At 74.3% G+C, this 20,577-nt stretch carries 15 protein-coding genes and 1 pseudogene; 11 read left to right on the plus strand and 5 right to left on the minus strand.

Going from position 1 to position 20,577, the window contains the following annotated elements:
• The first annotated feature begins 21 nt into the window (after positions 1 to 21).
• The 3 genes from ACGFIZ_RS16705 to ACGFIZ_RS16715 all read left to right on the plus strand — a co-directional run bounded on the left by ACGFIZ_RS16705 (position 22) and on the right by ACGFIZ_RS16715 (position 1,874).
• A complete protein-coding gene (locus ACGFIZ_RS16705) occupies positions 22 to 429 on the plus strand; it encodes a hypothetical protein (protein ID WP_393420084.1) in 408 nt (135 codons plus the stop codon).
• Positions 430 to 582: 153 nt separating this feature from the next.
• Positions 583 to 1,260, plus strand: coding sequence for a BON domain-containing protein (locus ACGFIZ_RS16710; protein ID WP_393420086.1), 678 nt, complete (start codon positions 583 to 585; stop codon positions 1,258 to 1,260).
• 65 nt (positions 1,261 to 1,325) lie between these two features.
• Positions 1,326 to 1,874, plus strand: coding sequence for a DsbA family protein (locus ACGFIZ_RS16715; RefSeq protein WP_393420088.1), 549 nt, complete (start codon positions 1,326 to 1,328; stop codon positions 1,872 to 1,874).
• Position 1,875: 1 nt separating this feature from the next.
• Here ACGFIZ_RS16715 and ACGFIZ_RS16720 read toward each other — a convergent pair whose 3' ends face one another.
• Positions 1,876 to 4,581, minus strand: a complete 2,706-nt coding sequence (locus ACGFIZ_RS16720) for a LuxR C-terminal-related transcriptional regulator (RefSeq protein ID WP_393420090.1) — start codon at positions 4,579 to 4,581, stop codon at positions 1,876 to 1,878.
• Positions 4,582 to 4,694: 113 nt separating this feature from the next.
• Here ACGFIZ_RS16720 and ACGFIZ_RS16725 point away from each other — a divergent pair.
• The 8 genes and pseudogenes from ACGFIZ_RS16725 to ACGFIZ_RS16760 form a co-directional block, all read left to right on the plus strand.
• Positions 4,695 to 4,865 (plus strand): annotated as a pseudogene (locus tag ACGFIZ_RS16725) (glutathione-dependent formaldehyde dehydrogenase); the annotation flags it as partial.
• A 24-nt stretch (positions 4,866 to 4,889) separates the two neighbouring features.
• Positions 4,890 to 6,062: a saccharopine dehydrogenase family protein gene (locus ACGFIZ_RS16730; protein WP_393420092.1), complete on the plus strand. Its 1,173-nt coding sequence runs from the start codon at positions 4,890 to 4,892 to the stop codon at positions 6,060 to 6,062.
• A 103-nt stretch (positions 6,063 to 6,165) separates the two neighbouring features.
• Complete coding sequence (locus ACGFIZ_RS16735; RefSeq protein ID WP_393420186.1) at positions 6,166 to 7,278, plus strand: MerR family transcriptional regulator; 1,113 nt, start codon at positions 6,166 to 6,168, stop codon at positions 7,276 to 7,278.
• Positions 7,279 to 7,391: 113 nt separating this feature from the next.
• Complete coding sequence (gene serS / locus ACGFIZ_RS16740) at positions 7,392 to 8,678, plus strand: serine--tRNA ligase (protein WP_393420094.1); 1,287 nt, start codon at positions 7,392 to 7,394, stop codon at positions 8,676 to 8,678.
• Between the two features lie 595 nt (positions 8,679 to 9,273).
• The gene (locus ACGFIZ_RS16745) at positions 9,274 to 10,719 is read left to right on the plus strand and encodes an alpha-amylase family protein (RefSeq protein ID WP_393420096.1); all 1,446 of its coding nucleotides are present in this window, start codon (positions 9,274 to 9,276) and stop codon (positions 10,717 to 10,719) included.
• A gap of 87 nt (positions 10,720 to 10,806) precedes the next feature.
• Positions 10,807 to 11,658, plus strand: coding sequence for an alpha/beta hydrolase (locus ACGFIZ_RS16750; RefSeq protein WP_393420098.1), 852 nt, complete (start codon positions 10,807 to 10,809; stop codon positions 11,656 to 11,658).
• Positions 11,659 to 11,746: 88 nt separating this feature from the next.
• Complete coding sequence (locus tag ACGFIZ_RS16755; RefSeq protein WP_145820778.1) at positions 11,747 to 11,956, plus strand: type II toxin-antitoxin system VapB family antitoxin; 210 nt, start codon at positions 11,747 to 11,749, stop codon at positions 11,954 to 11,956.
• A complete protein-coding gene (locus ACGFIZ_RS16760) occupies positions 11,953 to 12,372 on the plus strand; it encodes a PIN domain nuclease (protein ID WP_393420100.1) in 420 nt (139 codons plus the stop codon). Before ACGFIZ_RS16755 ends, ACGFIZ_RS16760 begins: the two co-directional genes overlap by 4 nt.
• Before the next feature lie 44 nt (positions 12,373 to 12,416).
• Here ACGFIZ_RS16760 and ACGFIZ_RS16765 read toward each other — a convergent pair whose 3' ends face one another.
• From ACGFIZ_RS16765 to pglZ, 4 genes are all read right to left on the minus strand, one after another.
• Positions 12,417 to 14,312, minus strand: a complete 1,896-nt coding sequence (locus ACGFIZ_RS16765; protein WP_393420102.1) for a hypothetical protein — start codon at positions 14,310 to 14,312, stop codon at positions 12,417 to 12,419.
• A gap of 149 nt (positions 14,313 to 14,461) precedes the next feature.
• Positions 14,462 to 16,561 (minus strand): DEAD/DEAH box helicase, encoded by a 2,100-nt coding sequence (locus ACGFIZ_RS16770; RefSeq protein WP_393420104.1) that lies wholly within the window; start codon positions 16,559 to 16,561, stop codon positions 14,462 to 14,464.
• 1 nt (position 16,562) lies between these two features.
• Complete coding sequence (gene brxD, locus ACGFIZ_RS16775) at positions 16,563 to 17,867, minus strand: BREX system ATP-binding protein BrxD (protein WP_393420106.1); 1,305 nt, start codon at positions 17,865 to 17,867, stop codon at positions 16,563 to 16,565.
• A complete protein-coding gene (pglZ, locus tag ACGFIZ_RS16780) occupies positions 17,864 to 20,560 on the minus strand; it encodes a BREX-2 system phosphatase PglZ (protein ID WP_393420108.1) in 2,697 nt (898 codons plus the stop codon). The genes brxD and pglZ overlap by 4 nt, the downstream gene beginning before the upstream one ends.
• Between the last annotated feature and the right edge of the window lie 17 nt (positions 20,561 to 20,577).

Consider the following 20,577-nt stretch of genomic DNA (forward strand, 5'->3'; position numbering starts at 1 on the left):
CACCCCGAGGAGGTATGCACCATGTTGGGAACGAACCTGCTGGAACGCCGCGGCAAACCCGAACGGATCACGGACCAGGCGTGGCAGCACCTGCTCTCCGCCGTCAGCTCCGCCGGGGACACCGTCCGTGACACGGCCCGCTCGGCCCGCCGGAGCGGCTCCGGCCTGGCCGGGGAGGCCGGCGACCTGGTCGGCTCCGCCGCCGACGAGGCCCGCCGCCGCGCCGTGCTGGCGTTCGACTCGCTCGCCGGGCGGCGCCCGGCCCTGCCGTGGGCCCTGCTGATCGGCGCCGCCCTGGTCGGCGCCGCCGTCGGCTGGGCCGCCGGCACGGCCGCCCGCGCGGCCGGGAGCCGGACCGACTACGACGCGGACGACGTCGAGTTCGTCGACGTCGACCGGCCCAACTCCCCCGTGGGACTGGACGGCTGAGGACCGGCCCGGGCGTCGGTCGAAACGACGCCCGGGCCGTGGCCCCGCCCTCACCCCGGCCGGGTGAGTCCAACTCACCCGGGCCGTCGGCAGGCTCGGACCAGGCGGGCGTACGCCCGCACGGACCGGCCCGACCACCGGGAGGAGCGAGCGATGGCCACCTCGGCGACCACCCGTACCGACCAGGACATCCAGACCGACGTGCTGGACGAGCTGACCTGGGAGCCACGGGTCCGACCGAACGAGATCGGCGTGACCGTCACCGAGGGCGTCGTCACGCTGACCGGCTGGGTCGACAGCTACGCCAAGAAGTACGCGGCGGAGCGCGCCGCGCACCGGGTCGCCCGGGTCCGGGCGGTCGCCAACGACGTCACCGTCCGGCTACCCGGGCCGTCCCAACGCACCGACGCGGAACTCGCCACGGCGGTCAGCCGGGCGCTGGAGTGGGACGCGTTCGTGCCGGTGGAACCCGTCGACGTGACCGTCTCGAACGGCTGGGTCACGCTACACGGCGAGGTGGAGTGGGAGTACCAGCGGCGGGCCGTGGAGCGGGCGGTCGGCCGGCTGACCGGCGTACGCGGGCTCAGCAACGGCCTGACGGTACGCCCGGCGACGCGGCCCGACTCGGGCGAGCTGACCGACCGGATCGTCGACGCGCTGGCCCGCAACGCGGCCGTGAACGGCGAGCGGGTGACGGTCCTGGTACACGGCGACAGCGTACGGCTGGAGGGCCTGGTCCACTCGGTGCCCGAACGCGAGGAGATCGAGCGGACCGTCTGGTCCGCCCCCGGCATCCACTCGGTGCACAACCACCTCACCGTGTCCGACTGACCACCCGGAGAACCACCCGGGCCGGGTGACCCGCGCTCACCCGGCCGGGCGGGAGGCTGACGCTCATGACCACGCCGTTGCAGGTCACCCCGCGGCTGCGGATGCCGGTGACCGAGGCCGACCACTCCCGGGGGCCGGTGGACGCCCCGGTGACCCTCGTCGAGTACGGCGACTTCCAGTGCCGGCACTGCGGCCTGGCGTACCCGAACATCGCGGAGCTGCTGCGCCAGCGGGCCGACATCGTGCGCCACGTCTACCGGCACTTCCCCATCAGCAACCTCCACCCGTACGCCGAGAGCGCCGCCGAGGCGGCCGAGGCGGCCGGGCTGCGGAACCGGTTCTGGGACATGCACGACTGGCTGTACGAGCACCAGGACCAGCTCGACCCGGTGCACCTGTCGCTCGGCGTGGAACAGCTCGGCCTGCCGGCCGACGAGGTGGGCGACGAGGTGGAGCGGCACGCGCACGCCGACCGGGTCCGGCGGGACTTCGTCGGGGGCATCCGCAGCGGCGTGGCCGCCGCCCCGACCCTGTTCGTCAACGACGTCCGCTACGAGGGCGGGTACGCGCTGCCCGAGCTGCTCGCCGCCGTCGACCAGGCCGCCACCGCCTGACTCAGATCAGGTGCAGCTCGCGCGCCCGGCGCACGGCCTCGCGGCGCCGGGTGGCGTCCAGCTTGCGGTAGATGTTGCGGACGTGCGTCTTGACGGTGTTGACCGACAGCGACAGCTCGCTGGCGATCTCCACGTTGGACAGGATGCTCTGCAGGTAGCGCAGGATGGTCAGCTCCCGCTCGGTGAGCGGCTCGTCGAGCCCCCGCTCGGGCGCGGCGGCGGCCCGCCGGTCGGCCGGCTCCCCGGCACCCCGGACCAGGTCACTCACCGTCGGCCAGTGGGCCGTGCCGGAGTCCAGGTGCGCGGCGAGCAGGTCGCGCACGCCCGGCTCGGCGTGGGTGAAGACGCGGCGGTACCCGTCCGGCTCGGCCAGCTCCAGCGCCCGCTCCAGCACGCGCCCCGCCCGGCGCTCGTCGCCCGTCCGGCGGGCCAGCACCGCGTCCAGCACGCCGGCGTCGAGGCGTACGGGCAGCGGCCAGGCGGCCGCGTCCGGGCCGTCCCAGTCGGGCAGCGCGTACCCGGCGGCACGCGGGTCGCCCGCACGCAGCTCCACCCGGGCCAACGCGACGGCCAGCGCCGGGAGCCGCCCGTCGGGCGGGGGCGGCGGCTCGGTGAGCAGGGCGCGGGCGGTGTCCAGGTCGCCGTGGGCGGCCCGCAGGTCCGCCTCGGCGGCGAGCAGCGCGTACGCCAGCTCCCCCGCGCCGGGCAGGCCGTCGCGGGCGGCGGCGAGCACCCGCAGCGCCTCCCCCGGGTCGCCCCGGTCGCGCAGCAGCGCGGCGCGGCACAGCGCGGCGAGGGCTCCCGCCGTCGCCTCCCCGGTCGCCGGCGCCGCCAGCGCCAGGTGCGCCTCCGCCTCCTCGGGCAGGTCCCGGTGCAGCGCCACCACGGCCAGCGCCAGGTGGCCGTGCGCGCAGTCCAACCGGCAGGACCAGCCCTGGCAGGCCGGCATGGCCAGCGCCTCCCGGGCGGCCCGCTCGGCCGCCCGCAGCTCCCCGCGCGCGACGTACAGCAGGGCGGACCGGCTCACGCAGAGCAGCTCGGTGCGGGGCCGGCCCGCCTCCCGGGCCGCCGCGAGCGCCCGCGCGAACTCCTCCCCCGCCGCACGCAGGTCGCCCTCGGCGAGCGCGACCAGGCCGAGCGCCGCCCCGGCCGTCGCCCGCGCGTCGGCGTCGTCGGTGCCGGCGGTCCGCGGGTCGTCCGCCGGGCCGCCGGCCGTACGCGTCGCGAGCAGCCGGGCCACCGCGCGGCGTACTCCGTCGTGGTCGCCGGCCAGCCGGGCGAGGGTGACCTCCACGGCGGTGGCCAGCCGGTGGAACCGGTCCCGGCGCGGCACGGGCAGCGACCGCGCGGGCCCGCCGGCACGGCGCGCCTGCTCGGCGGCGGCGGCCGGGTCGCCGGCGTGGGCGCGCTCGACGGCGGCGGCCAGCCCCAGCTCGGGATCCCGCCGGACGGCGTCGGCCGGCGGCGGGGCCGGCGCCGGGCCGGCCGCGGTCTCCCGGTCGTACGGTGCGAGGTCCGGCCACCGCTCCACCAGCAGCCCGACCGCCCGGGCCCAGTGGCCGGCCACGAGGGCGTGCCGCAGCGCCTCGGCGGGCCGGCCGTGCGCGGCGTACCAGTCGGACGCGCGCTGGTGCAGCTCCCGCCGCTGCCCGTCGGCCAGCCCGGCCAGTTCGGCGCGGAGCAGGTCGGCCAGCAGCGGGTGGCAGCGGTACCAGGGCGGGCGGCTGTCGTCGCGGCGCACGAACCCGCCGGGGTTGGCCAGGGCGGTCAGCACCGGCTCGGCGTCGGACCGGCCGGTGAGCGCGTCCACCAGGTCGGCCCGGAACGCCCCCACCGCCGCGCCCCGGCGCAGGGCGTCCCGGGCGGCCTCGTCCAGCGGGTCGAGCACCTCCTCGCGCAGGTAGCCGGCCACGTCCGGCTGGTCGCCGCCGAACTGCTCCACCGCGCCGGCCGGGTCGGGGCGCGCCCGCAGGGCCAGCGCCGCGAACCGCAGCCCCGCCGGCCAGCCGCCGGTACGCTCGCGCAGCCGGGGCACCACGTCCGCCGGCACGGGCACGCCGTGCGCGGTGAGCAGGTCGGCCACCTCGTCGTCGGTGAACGCCAGCTCGTCGGGGCCGACGCTGGTCAGCTCCCCGGCCAGCCGCAGCCGGTGCAGCCCCGGCGGCAGGTCGGCGCGCGCCCCCACCACCAGGCGCAGCCGCTGCCCGCCGTGGCGCAGCAGGAACTCCAGGCCGGCCAGCGCCGCCGGGTCGCCGACGCGGTGCAGGTCGTCGAGGACCAGCAGCACCGGGCGGTCCCGGGCGGCGAGCGCCGCGGCCAGCGGCTCCAGCTGGTCCGGGCGGGGCGGCACGTCGGGCACCGGCGGGGCGGGCGGCTCGGCCTGGTCTCCCCGGTGCCCCGCCGCCGTCCGCAGCGCCGCCACCAGGTACGCCCACAGCCGCGCCCCCGTGTCGCCGGCCTCCACGGACACCCAGGCGGGCGCGGGCTCGACCGAGCGGGCCCACGTCCCGAGCAGGGTGGTCTTGCCCCACCCCGCCGGGGCGGAGACCACGGTGACCGCCCCTGCCGTCCCCTCGTCGAGCCGGCGCAGCAGCCGGGGCCGGACGAGCACGGGCTCGGGCAGCGGGGCGGGGGCCAGCCGGGACGCCAACAGCGGCGCCGGCCCGGCCGCCGCCCCGACCATGATCTCGCTGTCGCCCTGCGGCATCCGGCCCCACCCCCACGCTCCCCCGGGTCGTGCGGCGGGCGGTTACCCCGCCCCGGCCGGTTCACCCCTTCGGGGGGAACCCGCTTCACCCCGACCGGCGCGACGATCGCGCCCGGCAGCACGGCCAGCGCTGGATCCCGATGCTGCTGGACCGGATCGCCCGGGGCGAGATCGCCACCGGGCACCTGGCCACCCACCGCCTCCCCCTGGACGAGGCCCCGCTCGGCTACGACCTGTTCCGCGACCGCGCCGACGGCTGTCTCCGCGCGGTCTTCACTCCCTGACCCGGTCGGTGGGAGACTCGGGGGATGCGGACGCAGCGGCCGTACGACCTCGTCCTGTTCGGCGCGACCGGGTTCACCGGCGCGCTCACCGCCGAGTACCTGGCCCGGCACGCGCCGGACGGGCTGCGCTGGGCGCTCGCGGGGCGCAACCCGGCGAAGCTGGCCGCCGTCCGGGACCGGCTCGCCGACGTCGACCCGGCGCTGGCCGAGTTGCCGCTGCTGACCGCCGACGCCGGCGACCCCGGATCGCTGCGGGCGGTCGCCGAGGCCGCCCGGGTGGTGGCCAGCACCGTCGGCCCGTACGTCCGGCACGGGGAGCCGCTGGTCGCCGCGTGCGCCCACGCCGGCACCGACTACGTCGACATCACCGGCGAGCCGGAGTTCGTCGACGAGATGTACGTGCGCCACCACGCCGAGGCGGTGCGCACCGGCGCCCGGCTGGTGCACAGCTGCGGCTTCGACTCGATCCCGCACGACCTCGGGGCCTGGTTCACCGTCAAGCGGCTGCCGCCGGACGCGCCGATCACCGTCGACGGGTTCGTCCGGGCCGGCGGCCGGATCTCCGCCGGCACGTACCACTCGGCGCTGCTCGCGTTCTCCCGGACGGCGGAGACAAAACGGGCGGCGCGCGAACGCCGGGCCGTCGAGCCGCGCCCCGCGGGCCGCCGGGTCCGGGCCGTGCCGGGCCGGGTGGGGCGCTCCCGGGAGCTGGGCATGTGGGCGGTGCCGCTGCCGACCATCGACCCGCAGGTGGTGCGGCGGTCGGCGGCGGCCCGCCCCGAGTACGGGCCGGACTTCCGGTACCGACACTTCGCGGCGGTGAAGCGGCTGCCGACGATCCTGCTCGGCGGCGCCGCGCTGGGCGGCCTGGCCGGGCTGACGAAGCTCCCGCCGGCCCGGCGCTGGCTGCTCGGCCGGCTCGCCTCCGGCCAGGGGCCGACCGCGCAGCAGCGGGCAAAGTCGTGGTTCCGGGTGCGCTTCCTCGGCTCCGGCGGCGGCCGCCGGGTGCTGACCGAGGTGTCCGGCGGCGACCCGGGGTACGACGAGACCGCCAAGATGCTGGCCGAGTCGGCGCTCTGCCTGGCGCTGGACGACCTGCCGCCGACCTCGGGCCAGGTGACCCCGGTGACGGCGATGGGCGACGCCCTCCTCGCCCGCCTCACGGCGGCCGGCCTGACCTTCCGCGCGCTGGAGTGAGGCAGGCCTCCGCTGGAGTGAGGCAGGCTTCCGCGCGATGGAGTGAGGCGGGCTTGACCCTCAAGCAGGTTGAGGCGACAGGATCACCGCCGTGGAGAGCGAACTGCGCAGCATCGGCGAGTTGGCCCGGGCCAGCGGGCTGACCGTCAGCGCCCTGCGGTTCTACGACCGTTCCGGGGTGTTGGTGCCGGCCCTGGTCGACCCGGTGACCGGCTACCGCTGGTACACCGACGACCAGGTGGCCCCCGCCCGGCTGGTGGCCGGGCTGCGCCGGGTCGGGATGCCGCTGGCCGAGATCGCCGCCGCCGTCCGGCACCGCGCCGAGCCGGCCGTCGTGGGCCGGCTGCTCGACGGGCACCTCCGCCGGCTGGAGGACGGCCTCGCCGACGCGCGCCGCGAGCTCTCCCGGGTCCGCGCCCTGATCACCCCCGAGGAGAGTCCCATGGCCACCCGTCTCGTCCTGTCCCGCGCCGACCTGGCCGCCGCGATCGACGCCGTACGCTTCGCCGTCGGCGCCGACCCGGAGCTGCCGGTGCTGTCCGGGGTGCTGCTCGACGTCTCCGACGACGGCGTACGCCTCGTCGCCACCGACCGGCACCGGATGGCGGTGTCCCGGGTTCCCGGGCGACCGGACGGGTCCCCGGTGCGGGCGCTCGCCCCGGTGGACCTGGTCGACCGGGTACGCGCGCTGTTGGACAGCAGCGACGAGACGGAGGCGCACCTGCGGGTGGACGGGACCACGGTGGCGGTCTCCGTCGCCGGGCGGGAGATCGCGGGCACCGCCCTGCCGTACGACTTCCCCGACTACCGGCGGCTGCTGCACGCGTCGGTCGGCGACGCGCCGGCGTACCGTATTCCCATTGACGTGCCGGCGCTTCGCGCGGCGCTGACCCCCGTTGACGTGCCGGCGCTTCGCGCGGCGCTCGGCGACGGCGGGCCGACCCTGGTTCGCCGGTACGAGGGCGACGACGTGGCGGTGACCGTGCTCGGCCTGGACGACCGGGGCGCGCTGCGGGTCCTCGACGGCGACGCGCTGGCCGCCGCCGGGCCGGACGAGCTGCGCATCGGGGTGAACGGGCGGTACCTGCTCGACGCGCTGGACGCGGCCGGTCGGGGGCAGCTCGTGCTGGAGCTGGACGGGCCGATCACCCCGCTGGCCGTGCGCCGACCGGACGACGAGGACGCGTTCTCCATCCTGATGCCGATCCGGCTCTGACCGGCCGGGAGCGGCCCGGGCCCGTCGTTCCGGGCCGGACCGGCCGCGGAGGGCCGCGACGGTAGCATCTGGGGGTCCCACCTGACTCCCCGGACGGAGGCGTACGGAGCAGCATGCTCGACATGGAGTTGATCCGGAAGGATCGCGAGGCGGTGGCGACCGCGCTGGCGAAGCGACTGGATCCCGCCGAGGTCAACCGGGCGCTGGACGAGATCCAGCGGCTCGACCAGGAGCGCCGCGCCCTGATCACCGAGATCGACGCCGAGCGGCAGCGCCGCAAGGCGGAGGCCCGGGCGTACGCGGCGGCAAAGCGGGCCGGCACCGAGCCGGAGGTCTCCGCGCCGGAGGCCGGGCGCAAGCAGCTCGCGGAGCTGGAGTCGGAGCTGGACGGGGTGCAGTCCCGGCTGCGCGAGCGGATGAGCGAGCTGCCGAACGTGCCCGCCGACGACGTGGTCGCCGGGGGCAAGGAGGCCAACCGGGTCGTCAAGACGTTCGGCGAGCCGCCGGCCATCGAGAAGGTCCGCGACCACGTGGAGCTGAGCCGCGCGCTCGGCCTGGTCGACCACGAGCGCGGGGTCAAGCTCGGCGGCTCCGGCTTCTGGATGTACACGGGCATGGGCGCCCGGCTGGAGTGGGCGCTGGTCAACTGGCTGATCGAGCGGAACGTCGAGGCCGGGTACGAGTTCCTGCTGCCGCCGCACCTGCTGCTGGACACGGCCGGCTTCGCCGCCGGTCAGTTTCCCAAGTTCTACGACGACGTCTACCACCTGGACAAGCGGTCCGCCCCGCGCGGGCAGTTCCTGCTGCCCACGGCGGAGACGGCGATCCTCGGCGCGTTCCAGGACGAGATCATGGACGTCACGAAGCTGCCGCTGAAGGTGTTCGCGTACACCCCGTGCTATCGGCGCGAGGCCGCCGGCTCGCACTCAGACGAGCGTGGCACGGTACGCGGCCACCAGTTCAACAAGGTGGAGATCTTCCAGTTCACGCTTCCCGAGCAGGCCGACGCCGCCCTGGAGGAGATGGTCGGCCACGCGGAGAGCCTGGTCGAGGGGCTGGGGCTGCACTACCAGCGCAGCCTGCTCGCGGCCGGCGACGCCAGCGCCGCGATGCGCAAGACCCTCGACATCGAGGTCTGGATGCCGAGCACCGGCAAGTACAAGGAGGTGTCGTCGGTCTCCTGGGGCGGCGACTACCAGGCCCGCCGGGCGGCGATCCGCTACCGGGAGCCGGGCGGCAAGCAGACCCGGTTCGTGCACACCCTGAACGGCTCGGCGCTGGCCACCAGCCGGCTGTTCCCGGCGATCCTGGAGCAGTTCCAGCAGCCCGACGGCTCGGTGCTGGTGCCGGAGGTGCTCCGCGACCGGCTGGGCACCGATCGGCTCACGCCGATCCGCTGACAACTTTCGTCGGCGGGGGTCGGGTTTCACCCGACCCCCGCCGAGCCGTTTCCCGGCCGCGCTGCGCCGCTACTCGGCAGCCCCTGCCGTACGGCCCGACGCCGGCGTCATCGCTCGCGCGCCGGCGCCATCCCTCGCGCGTAGGCGCCATCGCTCGCGCAGGGGCGTCATCGCTCGCGCAAGGGCGGCGATGACGGGGAGCGACGGACCGGCCCACCCCCACCACCACACGCCAGCACTTTGCTCTGCACCCACCGAGGCGACAGGCACCGTGAGTGACCGCTACGGCGGCGGGCGCAACGCGACCGACGGATGTTTCCGCTGGTAGCTGCACCGATGCGTCCGCAGGTGCAGAGCAAAGGGACGAAACCGAGCCGGCCGGCTCGGAAGGCCCGCCACTGTAGGTGACCACCCAGGCCCAAGCACAGAGAGTGGCCCACAGGCCGCCACTGCAGTGATGAATCTCCATGCGTTGACAGGTTCTGCAGCGCGCTTGTAACCTTGCCGAAAATTTCAGCCCTGACCTGCAAGATTCCGGCACCGAGGCGTCTTCCCCCGCCGCACCGCCCCATCCCCCGATCCCGTAGGAGTTTCGATGCGTCGACGTCGAGGCCGCTCCGCGGCGCTCGCCCTGGGCCTGATCGCCGGCCTGCTCGCACCGGCCGCCGTGTCGGCGCCCCCGGCCGCCGCGGCCCCGTCCGGCACGAAGAAGGTCATCGCCAACCTGTTCGAGTGGAACTGGCCGAGTGTAGCCAGCGAGTGCACCAACGTGCTGGGCCCGAAGGGGTACGGCTACGTCCAGGTCTCCCCGCCGCAGGAGCACGTCCGGGGCAACCAGTGGTGGGTGGCGTACCAGCCGGTCAGCTACCGCATCGAGTCCCGCAAGGGCACCCGGGCGCAGTTCCAGTCCATGGTGAACACCTGCCACGCCGCCGGGGTGAAGGTCATCGTGGACGCGGTGATCAACCACATGTCCGGCCAGGACGCCGGCGGCACCGGCTGGGCCGGCTCGTCGTACGGCCACTACGACTACCCGGGCATCTACCAGTCGCAGGACTTCCACTACTGCGGCCGCAACGCGGGCAACGAGATCACCAACTACTACGACCGGTGGGAGGTGCAGAACTGCGAGCTGGTCAACCTCGCCGACCTCAAGACCGAGTCGGACTACGTCCGGTCGAAGATCGCCGGGTACATGAACGACCTGCTCTCGCTCGGCGTGGACGGGTTCCGGCTGGACGCCAGCAAGCACATGCCGGCCGCCGACGTCGCCGGGATCAAGGCCAAGCTCTCCCGGTCGGCGTACATCGTGCAGGAGGTCATCTACGGCCCGGGCGAGCCGATCCTGCCGACCGAGTACACCGGCAACGGCGACGTGCACGAGTTCCGGTACGGCAAGGACCTGGCCCGGGTGTTCCGCAGCGAGCGGCTGGCGTACCTGAAGAACTTCGGCGAGGGATGGGGCCACCTGCCGACCGGCGTGTCGGCGGTGTTCGTGGACAACCACGACACCCAGCGCGAGGGCGGCGTGCTGACCTACCACGACCGGGGCATCTACGCCCTGGCCAACGCCTTCATGCTGGGCTGGCCGTACGGCTCCCCCACGGTCATGTCCAGCTACACGTTCAGCAACCGCGACCAGGGCCCGCCGTCGGACGGGAGCAACAAGACCCTGAACACCACCTGCTACTCCGGCTGGGAGTGCGAGCACCGCTGGCGGGTCATCCTCAACATGGTGGGCTTCAACAACGCCACCCAGGGCGCCGGCGTCGCCAACTGGTACGACAACGGCTACCAGCACATCGCCTTCAGCCGGTCCGGCAAGGGGTACCTGACGATCAACGACGAGGACTTCGCGGTCAACGGCCGGTCGTACTACACCGGGCTGCCCGCCGGCCGGTACTGCGACATCATCCACGGCGACTTCAGCAACGGCACGTGCAGCGGGCCGGTGATCACGGTGGACGGCAGCGGCTGGTTCGCCGCCAACGTCCCGGCCCACGACGCGATCGCCATCCACGTCGGCGCCAGGCTGAGCTGACCCGGCCGTACCGAGTCTCCGCGTTCCCCGCCCCCGAGGGCGGGTAACCGAGCCGGGTCCGCGTCGCGACAGCGGGGGGTTGAGGGGATGAATACCACGCGAAAGGGACGGGTCGACACGATCGTGCTCCTCCACGGGCTCTGGATGACGCCCCGGAGCTGGGAGAACTGGGCCGACCGCTACCGGTCGCGCGGCTTCCGGGTGCTGACCCCCGCCTGGCCGGGAATGGACCGCGAGGTCGAGGCGCTGCGGAAGGATCCGGGCCCCATCGCAAGCCTGACCATGGACCAGATCATCGACCACTACGCCGCGATCATCGGGAAGCTGCCGACGCCGCCGATCGTGATGGGCCACTCCTTCGGCGGTCTGTTCGCCCAGGTCCTGCTCGACCGAGGGCTCGGCGCCGTCGCGGTCGGGGTGCACCCCGCGCCGATCAAGGGGGTGGTCCGGCTCCCGGTGAGCACGCTGCGCGCCGCGTACCCCGTGCTCCGCAGCCCCCGGAACCGGCACCGGGCCGTGCCGATCACCCCCGAGGAGTTCCGGTACGCCTTCGGCAACACCATGAGCGCCGAGGACTCCGACCGGGCCTGGCAGCGGTACGCCGTACCGGCGGCGGGGCACGTACTTTTCGAGGGCGCGTTCGCCAACCTGAACCCGGACTCGGCCGCCGGGGTGGACAACGGCAACAACGAGCGGGGGCCCCTGCTGCTGATTGGCAGCGACCTGGACCACGTGGTACCGGCGGCGGTGGTGAAGGCGGTCGCCGGCCTGTACCAGAAGTCCCGGGCCGTCACCTACTACCACGGGTTCCCGGGGCGGTCGCACTTCACGGTCGGGGAGCCCGGCTGGGAGCAGGTGGCCGACTACGCCCTGGACTGGTCGGTGGAGATGGCGAACACCCGCGCCCCGGCGATCGTCGGCGAGGCCCCCCACTGGTGAGGCCCCCCACTGGTGACAGCCAGGCTTGATATCAAGGGAAGCCCGGGTTGATATCATCGACGGGTACCGCCTATCGGAGGGAGCTGCCGTGAGCCGGACGATCCTTGACGTCGATGACGAACTGCTCGCTGAGGCCGGCAAGATTCTGGGCACCACGACGAAGAAGGCCACCGTCAACGCCGCCCTCAAGGCGGTCGTGGACCGTGAGAAGCGGCGGCAGTTCGCCGACTGGCTCAAGAGCGGCGGGCTGCCCGACCTGACCGGCCCGGTCGAGGCGACCAAGCCGGACGCCGCGTGACCCACGAGCACTACCTGCTGGACAAGTCCGCCCTCGCCCGGTGGCCCAAGCCACGCGTGGCGCCGGTGCTCGAAGAACTCTCCGAGCGCGGGCTGCTCGCGGTATGCGGGGCGGTCGAGATCGAGGTCATCCACAGCGCCCGCACCGCGAAGGACGCGCAGCGTGCACGGTGGCTGCTGAGCGGCTTCCGGTGGCTGCCGATGCCCGACGAGGTCTGGGATCGGGCGATCGACGTCCAGGTGCAGGCGCTGCACAGGGGCAACCACCGGGCGCTGTCCATGGCGGACCTGCTGATCGCCGCGACCGCCGAGCGGCACGGGGTCACCGTCCTGCACTACGACGGCGACTTCGACCTGATCACCGCGATCACCGGCCAACCCACCACATGGGTGGTGCCGGCCGGCACCGCCGACTGACGCGGCAACAGCCGCTTACCCGCGCTCAGCCCCGTTGGCCGCGCCTACCTCAGGGTGTAGGTCGTTCCGAGGGAGACGTCCAGTTTGTTGGCCGCGTAGTCGAGGGCCGCCTCCAACTCCTCCTTGATGTCGTCGAGGTCGACGTCCGAGTAGGAATCGGCGCTCAGGCTGATGTGCACCACGACGCCCTTCGTCGGGTCGTACGCGGCCACCACCCCGTAGGGCAGGTACTCGCTGTTCTCCCAGCCGAACTGACCGACACGGTAATCGGTCAGACCGCCGTACTGCCTGCCGTCGTGGTTCTCCAGTACGACGATGCTGCCGCCCTTGCGCTGGTCGCACTTCGCAGCGTTGCCGGCGAGATTGGTGAACAGCGCCTGCACGGCCTTCCTGTGCTCCGCCCGGACGTACGCCACCTGCATCGACGTGCCGATGGACCCGTCGCGGTCGTACCGCGCGTAGGCCGCCCCCTGCGTCCAGGTCGCCCAGGGTTGTGCCTGGCTCTCGACCATGCAGGGCGTGCCGACGTACGTGAGCTGACCGCCGTTGGCCGGGCCGACCGACCGCCCCTGAGTGGGCTGGAAGCCGCCGTCGCCCGGGGTGGGCAGCGCCTTGTACAGGTTGCTGACGGCCGGGTCCTCCACCTCGACGCCGAGCGCGAAGGTCGTCTTGCCCCTGTGCGCCGCCAGCATGGTCGCCGCGATCTGGGTGAGGACCGGGGCGTTCTCGATCACCGTCACCACCCGCTTGACGGCGGCCTGCACGGCTTTCCGAAATTCCTCGTCGTAGTGGTACGCCTCGTAGTTGAGCTCGGCGTACACCGACACGGCCGCCACGAACAACCTGGTCGACATGCAGCCCGAGGCGGCATAGAAGATCTCCCAGGCCAACTTCGCGGCGCCGATGCTGTGGAACTGCTTGGCGATACGCTCGCTCTGGTCCATGACGCACGCGACGGCATCCACGAACTCCTGTCGCTTGCCGATCGCCTCGAGGGCCTTGTCGTTCGGGTCGTACCCCGTGACCACCCGGAGGATGGCGAAGCCGGCGTCCATGATGACGCCGGTCAGATCGAGTGCCCCGGTGATCCGGGCGCCCTTGGAAATGTCGAGTGCGTTCACGTCGAGCACCAGTTCGCCGCCGCCCGGCAGCACCGCCAAGCCGTGACTCTGACCCACCTGCACCATGAGCTGGGTGATGGGGTTGGCCGCCTGAGGGGTGACGCTGTGCGGCTTCAGGCCTGCCGGAAGCCGCAGCATCACCGGGAACCCTCGCAGGTTGCTGATGTGCAGGCGGTAGGTGTGCCGCTCCTTGTCCTCCATGACGAACTTGGGGCACAGGATCGCCTCGTCGACGAACTGGGACGTGTCGAGCTGGAGCGTCAGCGCCGGGTGGCGGCACTCGGTGATCGGCGGGTTGACGGCGAACCTGCCCACCGAGCCCAGGAGCCACCAGCTGCCGCTGCTCAGCAGGTTGCGCGCGCCGGCCAGGAAACCGGCCACCGCCTGTTCGACGTCCCACATGCCCAGGCCCCACAGCGAGAACTCCCTGGTGGTGACCTTGACCAGCCGCCGCTTCAGGTCGACGTGCTGCGGGGGCATTGCGCCCCACGACGCGCCGTCGTGCCGCATGACGCGCAGGTCCGACACCTGCTGGTCGTCCACCCCCTGCGGAATCGGCAGGGTGATGGTCACGTAGTCCTTGAGCCTGCCGGTGACCTTGGTGACGGCGCCGACCTGTGTGAACCCCGGTGGCATCGCGGGCGGGCCGGATGCCTCCTCCACCGTCAGATCACCGTCGAGGGCCCGCTTCGGGCCCTCGACCACGACGCCGGTCTTGGCGTTCGACTCGGAGAAGTCCCCGCCGGAGGTACACGCCGCTCCGAACGCGACAACTACACCTGCGACGACGGTCGCGGCGATCGTGCGGCGTGGCTTCATGGGTCACCCTCCCACGGCCGAAGTGGATGATTGTGGGGCAGGCTGAGCCAAGGTTTGACCTCTTCCCGCACTGGCACGCGCCGAATGATGCTGGGCAGAGTATCGACGGATCGCCGACCGACGCTTTTTGCGTCATGGATCGGACAGAGTCAGGTGATGACGAACCGGGTCGGCTCGGCGAGTACCGCCGCCGCCCGGTCGAGGTCCGCCAGCCGGGCGGCGAGGGTGGCCGCCGCCAGGCGTGTGGGCAGGGCGGCGCTGAACTTGAGCCCGGCGAGCGCCTTCTCGTGGATCTCCGGCAGGCAGAGCCGGCCGGCGGCGTCGGCCGTGAGCGCCCGCCAGGCGGCCGGGGACAGGTCCTCCCGGAGCCGGATGGCCACGTCGTCGAACCGCCCGACGGGGTCGACCACCTCGCTGAGGGTGGCGGTCAGGGTGGCGTTGGCCCGGAAGCCCGCCCAGGTCCACCAGCGCAGGTCCCCCTCGCCCTCGCGTACGACGACGGTGCCGCCCGGGTGCACCAGGTGCAGCTTCTCGGACCGTTCCCGCGTGAGCCGGTCGACGGCGCGGCGGGTCAGGGTGACGGGTGGGTCCGCGCCGAGCAGCACCTCGCGTACCGCCCGGACCAGGTCGAAGCCGAGGTACGCCCAGCCGCTGCCCGGCCAGTGTGCCCGTCCCCCGCCGTCGGCGGGCTCCACGAAGCACCGTCGCCGGCGCCAGTCGATGTAGGTGACCCGCCAACTCCGCCCGCCCAGCAGGAGCCGGCGCTCGCCCGACACCTTCTCGGTGAGCAGGCTCGGGTCGATCCGGCCCAGTTCGTCGCGCCCGAGCAGGACGGTGAACTCCGGTGGCCCGGTGAACACGGCGGTCATCTCCATGAAGTGGCGACGCCCGAAGCGTTCCTCGGCGGCCGGGCCGATGAACAGCATCCCCCCGTCCTGGTCGAGGTACCCGTGCTCGACCAGGTGCCGGACGATCGGCTTCGCGCTCTCGTCGAACGGGGGCAGCCCGTTCCAGGCCCCGGCCCACAGTTGGTCCCCGACCCGGTGCTCCTGCAGGCAGAGCGCGAGCATCTGCTGGGCGACGATGTGCCGGGGCTCCGGCGGTGCGGTCACCGGCTCGACCCAGCCGCGCGACCAGAGCAGCAGCAGCGCCGCGGCCTCGGTCAGCGCCTTCCCGTCCCGCGTCAGGAAGAGGCAGTTCCGGCTGCTGCCCGGGCGCCGCCCGGTCCGGCCGAGCCGTTGCAGGAACGACGCCACCGTGGCCGGGGCGTCGATCTGGATCACCCGGTCCAGGTCGCCGACGTCGATGCCCAGCTCCAGTGTGCTGGTCGACACGATCACGCAGTCCCGGGCCTCGCTGAACGCCTGCTCGGCGCGCCGCCGCTCGTCGGCGGACAGCGAGGCGTGGGACAGGAACGTCCGCACACCCTTCTCCCGCAGCAGTTGCCCGAGTTCCTCGACGGTCTGCCGGGACTCGCAGAAGACGAGACGCTTCTCCCCCGCGTGCAGCCCGGCGATGACCGTCGCGGCGTTGGCCAGCGAGCCGACGTAGTCCAACTCGATGTCGCCCGGCGGCGGAAGCTCGGCCACCGTGACGGCGTCGGGGGCCACCACCTGCGTCGGCCGGCTGCCCGCCTCCGCTCCCTGCAACCAGGTGAGCAGTTCCGTGGGGTTGCCGACGGTGGCGGACAGCCCGATCCGTTGCAGCGGGCGGCCGGCCACCCGGCTCAGCCGTTCCAGCACGGCCAGCAGGTGCCAGCCGCGGTCGTCACCGGCGAAGGCGTGCACCTCGTCGACGACGACGGCGTGCAGCCCCGCGAAGAACAGGTGGTGGTCGACCTTCGTGCTGACCAGCATGGACTCCAGCGACTCGGGCGTGGTGAGCAGGATGTCGGGCCGCTCGTAGAGCACGGCCCGGCGGCGGGAGCCGCTCACGTCGCCGTGCCAGAGCGCCGCCCGGCGCCCGAGCCAGCCCGCGTACTGCTCGACCCGGGGGTGCAGGTTGTTGAGCAGCGCCTTCAGCGGCGCCAGGTACAGCACGGACGTGCCGGTCCACCGTTGTTCCGCCATCCGGCTCAGCAGCGGGAACAGGGCCGCCTCCGTCTTGCCGCCGGCGGTGGGCGCGAGGAGGAGGGCGTCCTGGCCGCCGCGCACGGGCGCGACGGCGGCGCGCTGCATCGGCCGCAGGTCCCGCCAGCCGAGGGTGTTGACGAGGTGGTGCACCACGACCGGGTCGAGGTCCACGGACATGTCAGATCGGCAGTTCGATGTCGTCTGCCGAGGCGGCGGCGTTGCGCTCGACCTCGGTCAGCTCGTCGGCCCGCAGGGTCAGCTCGTAGTGGCGGCGCGGGTCCCAGTCGGCGAACTGGTCGACCCGGTCGAGGACGTCCGCCACGAGCTTCTTCAGGTAGACCCGGGGGGCCACCCCGACCCTGCCGCCGAGCGCCCCGGTGACGGCCCGGGCCAGCGTGGCGAGGTACGCGTCGTCGACGCGGGCGTCCACCGCCGGGCTCCCGTAGATCGCGCGGACCCGCTGGCCCAGCTCGACCAGGGCGTCCGAGGTGAAGCCGGGCAGCCGCAACTGGACCGCCCGGGGATTGTCCCAGCGCGGCTCGGGGCCGAAGTCGGTGGCGAGCCGCTGCGCGAGCGGCGCGAGCCGCTGGACGCCCTGCGGGCCGTCGAAGAACGCCGGCGTTCCCGTGATCACCAGCAGCAGCCCGGGGAACCGGTCCGCGTGCACCTCGTCGATGAGCTGGCGGAGGGCGTTGAGCGCCTTGTCCCGGGCGTCGGAGCGTACGCGTTGCAGGGTCTCGACCTCGTCGAGCACCAGCAGCAGCCCCTGGTGGCCGCTGTCGCGCAGGACGGTGAGCAGCCCCCGCAGGAAGCTCAGCGCGCCGTAGTGGTCGAGGTCGCCCTTCACCCCGGCGGCGCGCCGGGCCGACGCCGCGACGTGCGGCTGCCCGCCGAGCCAGGCGGCGAGCCCGTCGGCGGTGAGGTGGTCGCGGGCGGCGTTGGCGGCCCGGTAGCCGCGCAGCGCGGCGGCGAAGGCGGGGGTGCTGCGGGAGATGTCGCCGAGGCGGCGCTCCAGCAGGTCGTCGACGGCACGCTCCAGCGCCTCGGCGTCGTCCTCGGCGACCGCGCCCTCCGCGAGGACGTCCTCCTCGAGCGCGAAGATCCAGTTGTCGAGTACGGGCCGGAGCGCGCTGGGCGCGAACTGCTCGGTGCCGAGGTGCTCGACCAGCCGCCGGTACACGGTCTCCATCCGGTGCAGGGGCGTCTCCAGCTCGGAGACCTGCACCTCGGCGGCGGCGAAGCCGCGCCGCTTGGCGCGTTCGGCCAGCCACCGGGTGAAGAAGGTCTTGCCGGCGCCGTACTCGCCCCGGACCGCCTTGACGACGCTGCCGCCGCCGGCCACCCGGTCGAGGTCGTCGTCGAGGGCGGCGGTGAACCGGTCCAGCCCGACGGCGAGCGCGTCGAGCCCGTTGCTGGGCACCACTCCGCGGCGCAGGGCGTCGACGATGTCCCGGCGGCGGCGGGCGGAGATCTCCGGGGTCACCGCGGCTCCAGCCCGAACTGCTCGACGAGCAGCGCCCGGTCGAGGTGGACCGTGCGGCCGTCCGGGTCGAGGGTGATCACGGGGTAGCCCTCGACCTGGAGCAGCCGGCGCAGCGCGGTGACCGTGCCGGCGATGCGGTGCGCCGGCACCTCGGCTCGGGCGGCGAGCGTGTCGAGGGTGGCCCGGTCGCCGCCGGCCAGCAGCGTCCGCAACAGCGCGGCGACCCGCTCGTCGGGCAGAGCCGCCCGGGAGGGCCGCCGCTGGGCGTACCGCTCGTTGGCGAGCAGGGCCGTGACCAGGTCGGGCGTGGTCGCGACGGGCTCCGGCTCGGCCGGCTGGGCGGCGGCCGGCGCCAGGTCGAACAGGCCCTCGGGCTGCTGCTCGACCGGGCGGCGGGACGGCCGCCGGGGCGCGGCGACCGGAGGGCACGGCTGCGCTTCGCCCTCGGGCAGCGGCTCCCGCCACCAGTCCGGGCTGGCCACGGGGGCGCCCGCCCATCCCGGTACGGCGAGTTCGTCACCGGCGGTCAGCACGAGCAGCGGGATCACGGCCTCGGCCGGGGCCGCGCCGCCGTGGTAGCCGGCCTTGCGGGGCCCGTACCGGACCTCCTCCCGCCACGGCAGGACGACCGTGCCGCCGCCGAGCGCGACGCGGCTGCCCGTAACGGTGACCTCGGCCTCGCCGGCCGGGGTGCTCGCGGGGCGCCACCGGTTCTCGTTGCTGGCGCTCGGCAGGGTGACCGACTCCGGTCCCCGGTCGACGACGTGCCCGTGGTCGGAGACGAGGACGACCACCCGGTCGGTGGCCGAGGCGAGCAGGTCGCCGACGGCGGTGATGGTCTCCTGCCCCCAGACGGTGGTGCCCGGGTCGCTGCGGTCGAGGGCGTCGTCGATCGTGTTGACGACGGCTGCGACGAGCGGGGTCGCGACGTCTTCGAGGGCGGCCAGCACCTCCGGGTCGAGCGCCGCCCCCGCGCCGGCCCGCAGGTCGGCCTTGTGCAGCAGCCTCCCCGTCGGGAAGCGGGCGTGGAACGCCTTCTGCTCGGCCTGCCGCCCACCGGCGGCGATCCGGCCGCTCAGCAGGCTGCACCGGCTCGCCTCGGTCACGGTCGGCAGGGCCGCGAGGACGCCGGTGCGCTGCCCGCCGCCCGGGGTGACCTCCACCCAGGCGCCGCTGCGGGTGACCGACTCGGCCAGTTCGGTGGCGGCGGCGACGCCCATGCCGTCCATGACGAGCAGCAGCACCCGGCGACCGTGGTCGAGGATCGGCTGTACCACCCCGTCGAGCACGTCCTCCACGCGCAGCAGCGCCCCCGGCTCGGCCTCGGCGGCGGTCGCGTCGGCGAGCAGGCGCGCGAACTGCTGGTCGTGCCGGGCCCGCCGGGCGTCGACGGCGCGGTGCAGCATTCGGTACGCCTCGGCGACCTGCGGGTCGGCATCGCCGGCGAACACGTCGAGCCGGGCGCGGTCGACCCAGCCGTCCTGGCGTACCTGCCGGTGCAGCGCGTCGAGCAGGGTGGCCGGCGGCGGGCCGTCGGTGGCGCTGAGCCAGCGCAGCAGGCGTACGGCCATCCGGGCGGTCTCCACCCGGCGAGGTTCGGCGGCCCGGTGCGCCTCGACCGTGGCGAGCGCGGACTGCGCGCGGGCCACGGCGGCCGGCAGCGCCGACGCGCCGGCCGGCACGGCGAGCCGTACGGCGTCGGCGAACGCCCGCAGCCGCTGGACGAAGCCGCTGGGCAGGATGGTCGACGCGCCGAGCAGCCCGGTCACGCCGATCTCGGCGGCGATGGCCTCCGCCCGCCGGAGCGTCCGCATCGCCTCCTCCCGACCGCCCGAGTCGACCGTCCGGTAGACCCACGCCTCGGCCGCCTGGTGCAGCGCCTCGGCCTGCCGGGGGGTGAGCAGGTACCCGCCGAACCGGGGCTCCAGCCGGGTCCGGCCGACGGCCGCCTCCATCTCGGCGGCCCGACCGCCGCTGCTGGGCCAGAGCAGGCCGGCCAGCAGTCCGAGCGGGATCACGTCCACCCCGTGCCCGGCGCGTACGGCGGCCATGACGGGAGCGGCGACGTACCCGGCGACCGTGGTCAGGTACGCCGTGACGCCTCCGGCCACGTCCTCGGCCAGCGTGGTGAACCGCAGCTGCCGCCTCGCGTCGGTGCTCCACTGCACCAGGCCGCTGTCGTCGAGCTGGGCCGGCGGCAGGTCCAGCAGTTCGGCGGTGAGGCTGCGCAGCGCGTGGTCGCGGGTGAGGATCGCGCCGGGCGGGGCGGGCCAGCCGTCGGGCGGGGCGTGGTCGCTGAGCGCGTTGGCCACCCAGCGCCCGACGCGCACGAGCGTGGGGTCGAGTTCGCGTACGCCGAACATCTGCCGGACCAGCTCCCACGGGTCGATCTTGCGAACCCTCTGCCCGCTCAGGTGGGCGAGCAGGCCGTCGCCCAGCTCGGCGTCCGTCAGCTCGGTGAGCAGCACGAGGCGTTCGCCCTCGGCCCGGTCGTGCAGGGCGGCGCGGGCCGCCAACGGGGTCTGGCACGGGACCACCCGGACGGGCGTGCCGTCGACGGTGAGCAGCGGATCGGCCGGCCAGTCGGGGCGGGCGGTGAGCGCGATGGCGTCCGCCTGGTCGCCCTCGGCGAGCCACGCCTCGACCTTGCGCCGGACGGCGTCCGGCTGGGCCTCGCCGACCGGCACGCTCACCGCCGCACCCCCAGGGC

Origin of the sequence: Micromonospora sp. NPDC048830 (assembly GCF_043198215.1) — a bacterium.
GTDB lineage: Bacteria > Actinomycetota > Actinomycetes > Mycobacteriales > Micromonosporaceae > Micromonospora.

Excerpts from the sequence above, each read along its gene's own strand:
- ACGFIZ_RS16705 (WP_393420084.1), top strand. The coding sequence starts at position 22 with ATGTTGGGAACGAACCTGCTGGAACGCCGCGGCAAACCCGAACGGATC.
- ACGFIZ_RS16710 (WP_393420086.1), top strand. The coding sequence starts at position 583 with ATGGCCACCTCGGCGACCACCCGTACCGACCAGGACATCCAGACCGAC.
- ACGFIZ_RS16715 (WP_393420088.1), top strand. The coding sequence starts at position 1,326 with ATGACCACGCCGTTGCAGGTCACCCCGCGGCTGCGGATGCCGGTGACC.
- ACGFIZ_RS16720 (WP_393420090.1), bottom strand. The coding sequence starts at position 4,581 with ATGCCGCAGGGCGACAGCGAGATCATGGTCGGGGCGGCGGCCGGGCCG.
- ACGFIZ_RS16730 (WP_393420092.1), top strand. The coding sequence starts at position 4,890 with ATGCGGACGCAGCGGCCGTACGACCTCGTCCTGTTCGGCGCGACCGGG.
- serS (WP_393420094.1), top strand. The coding sequence starts at position 7,392 with ATGCTCGACATGGAGTTGATCCGGAAGGATCGCGAGGCGGTGGCGACC.
- ACGFIZ_RS16745 (WP_393420096.1), top strand. The coding sequence starts at position 9,274 with ATGCGTCGACGTCGAGGCCGCTCCGCGGCGCTCGCCCTGGGCCTGATC.
- ACGFIZ_RS16750 (WP_393420098.1), top strand. The coding sequence starts at position 10,807 with ATGAATACCACGCGAAAGGGACGGGTCGACACGATCGTGCTCCTCCAC.
- ACGFIZ_RS16765 (WP_393420102.1), bottom strand. The coding sequence starts at position 14,312 with ATGAAGCCACGCCGCACGATCGCCGCGACCGTCGTCGCAGGTGTAGTT.
- ACGFIZ_RS16770 (WP_393420104.1), bottom strand. The coding sequence starts at position 16,561 with ATGTCCGTGGACCTCGACCCGGTCGTGGTGCACCACCTCGTCAACACC.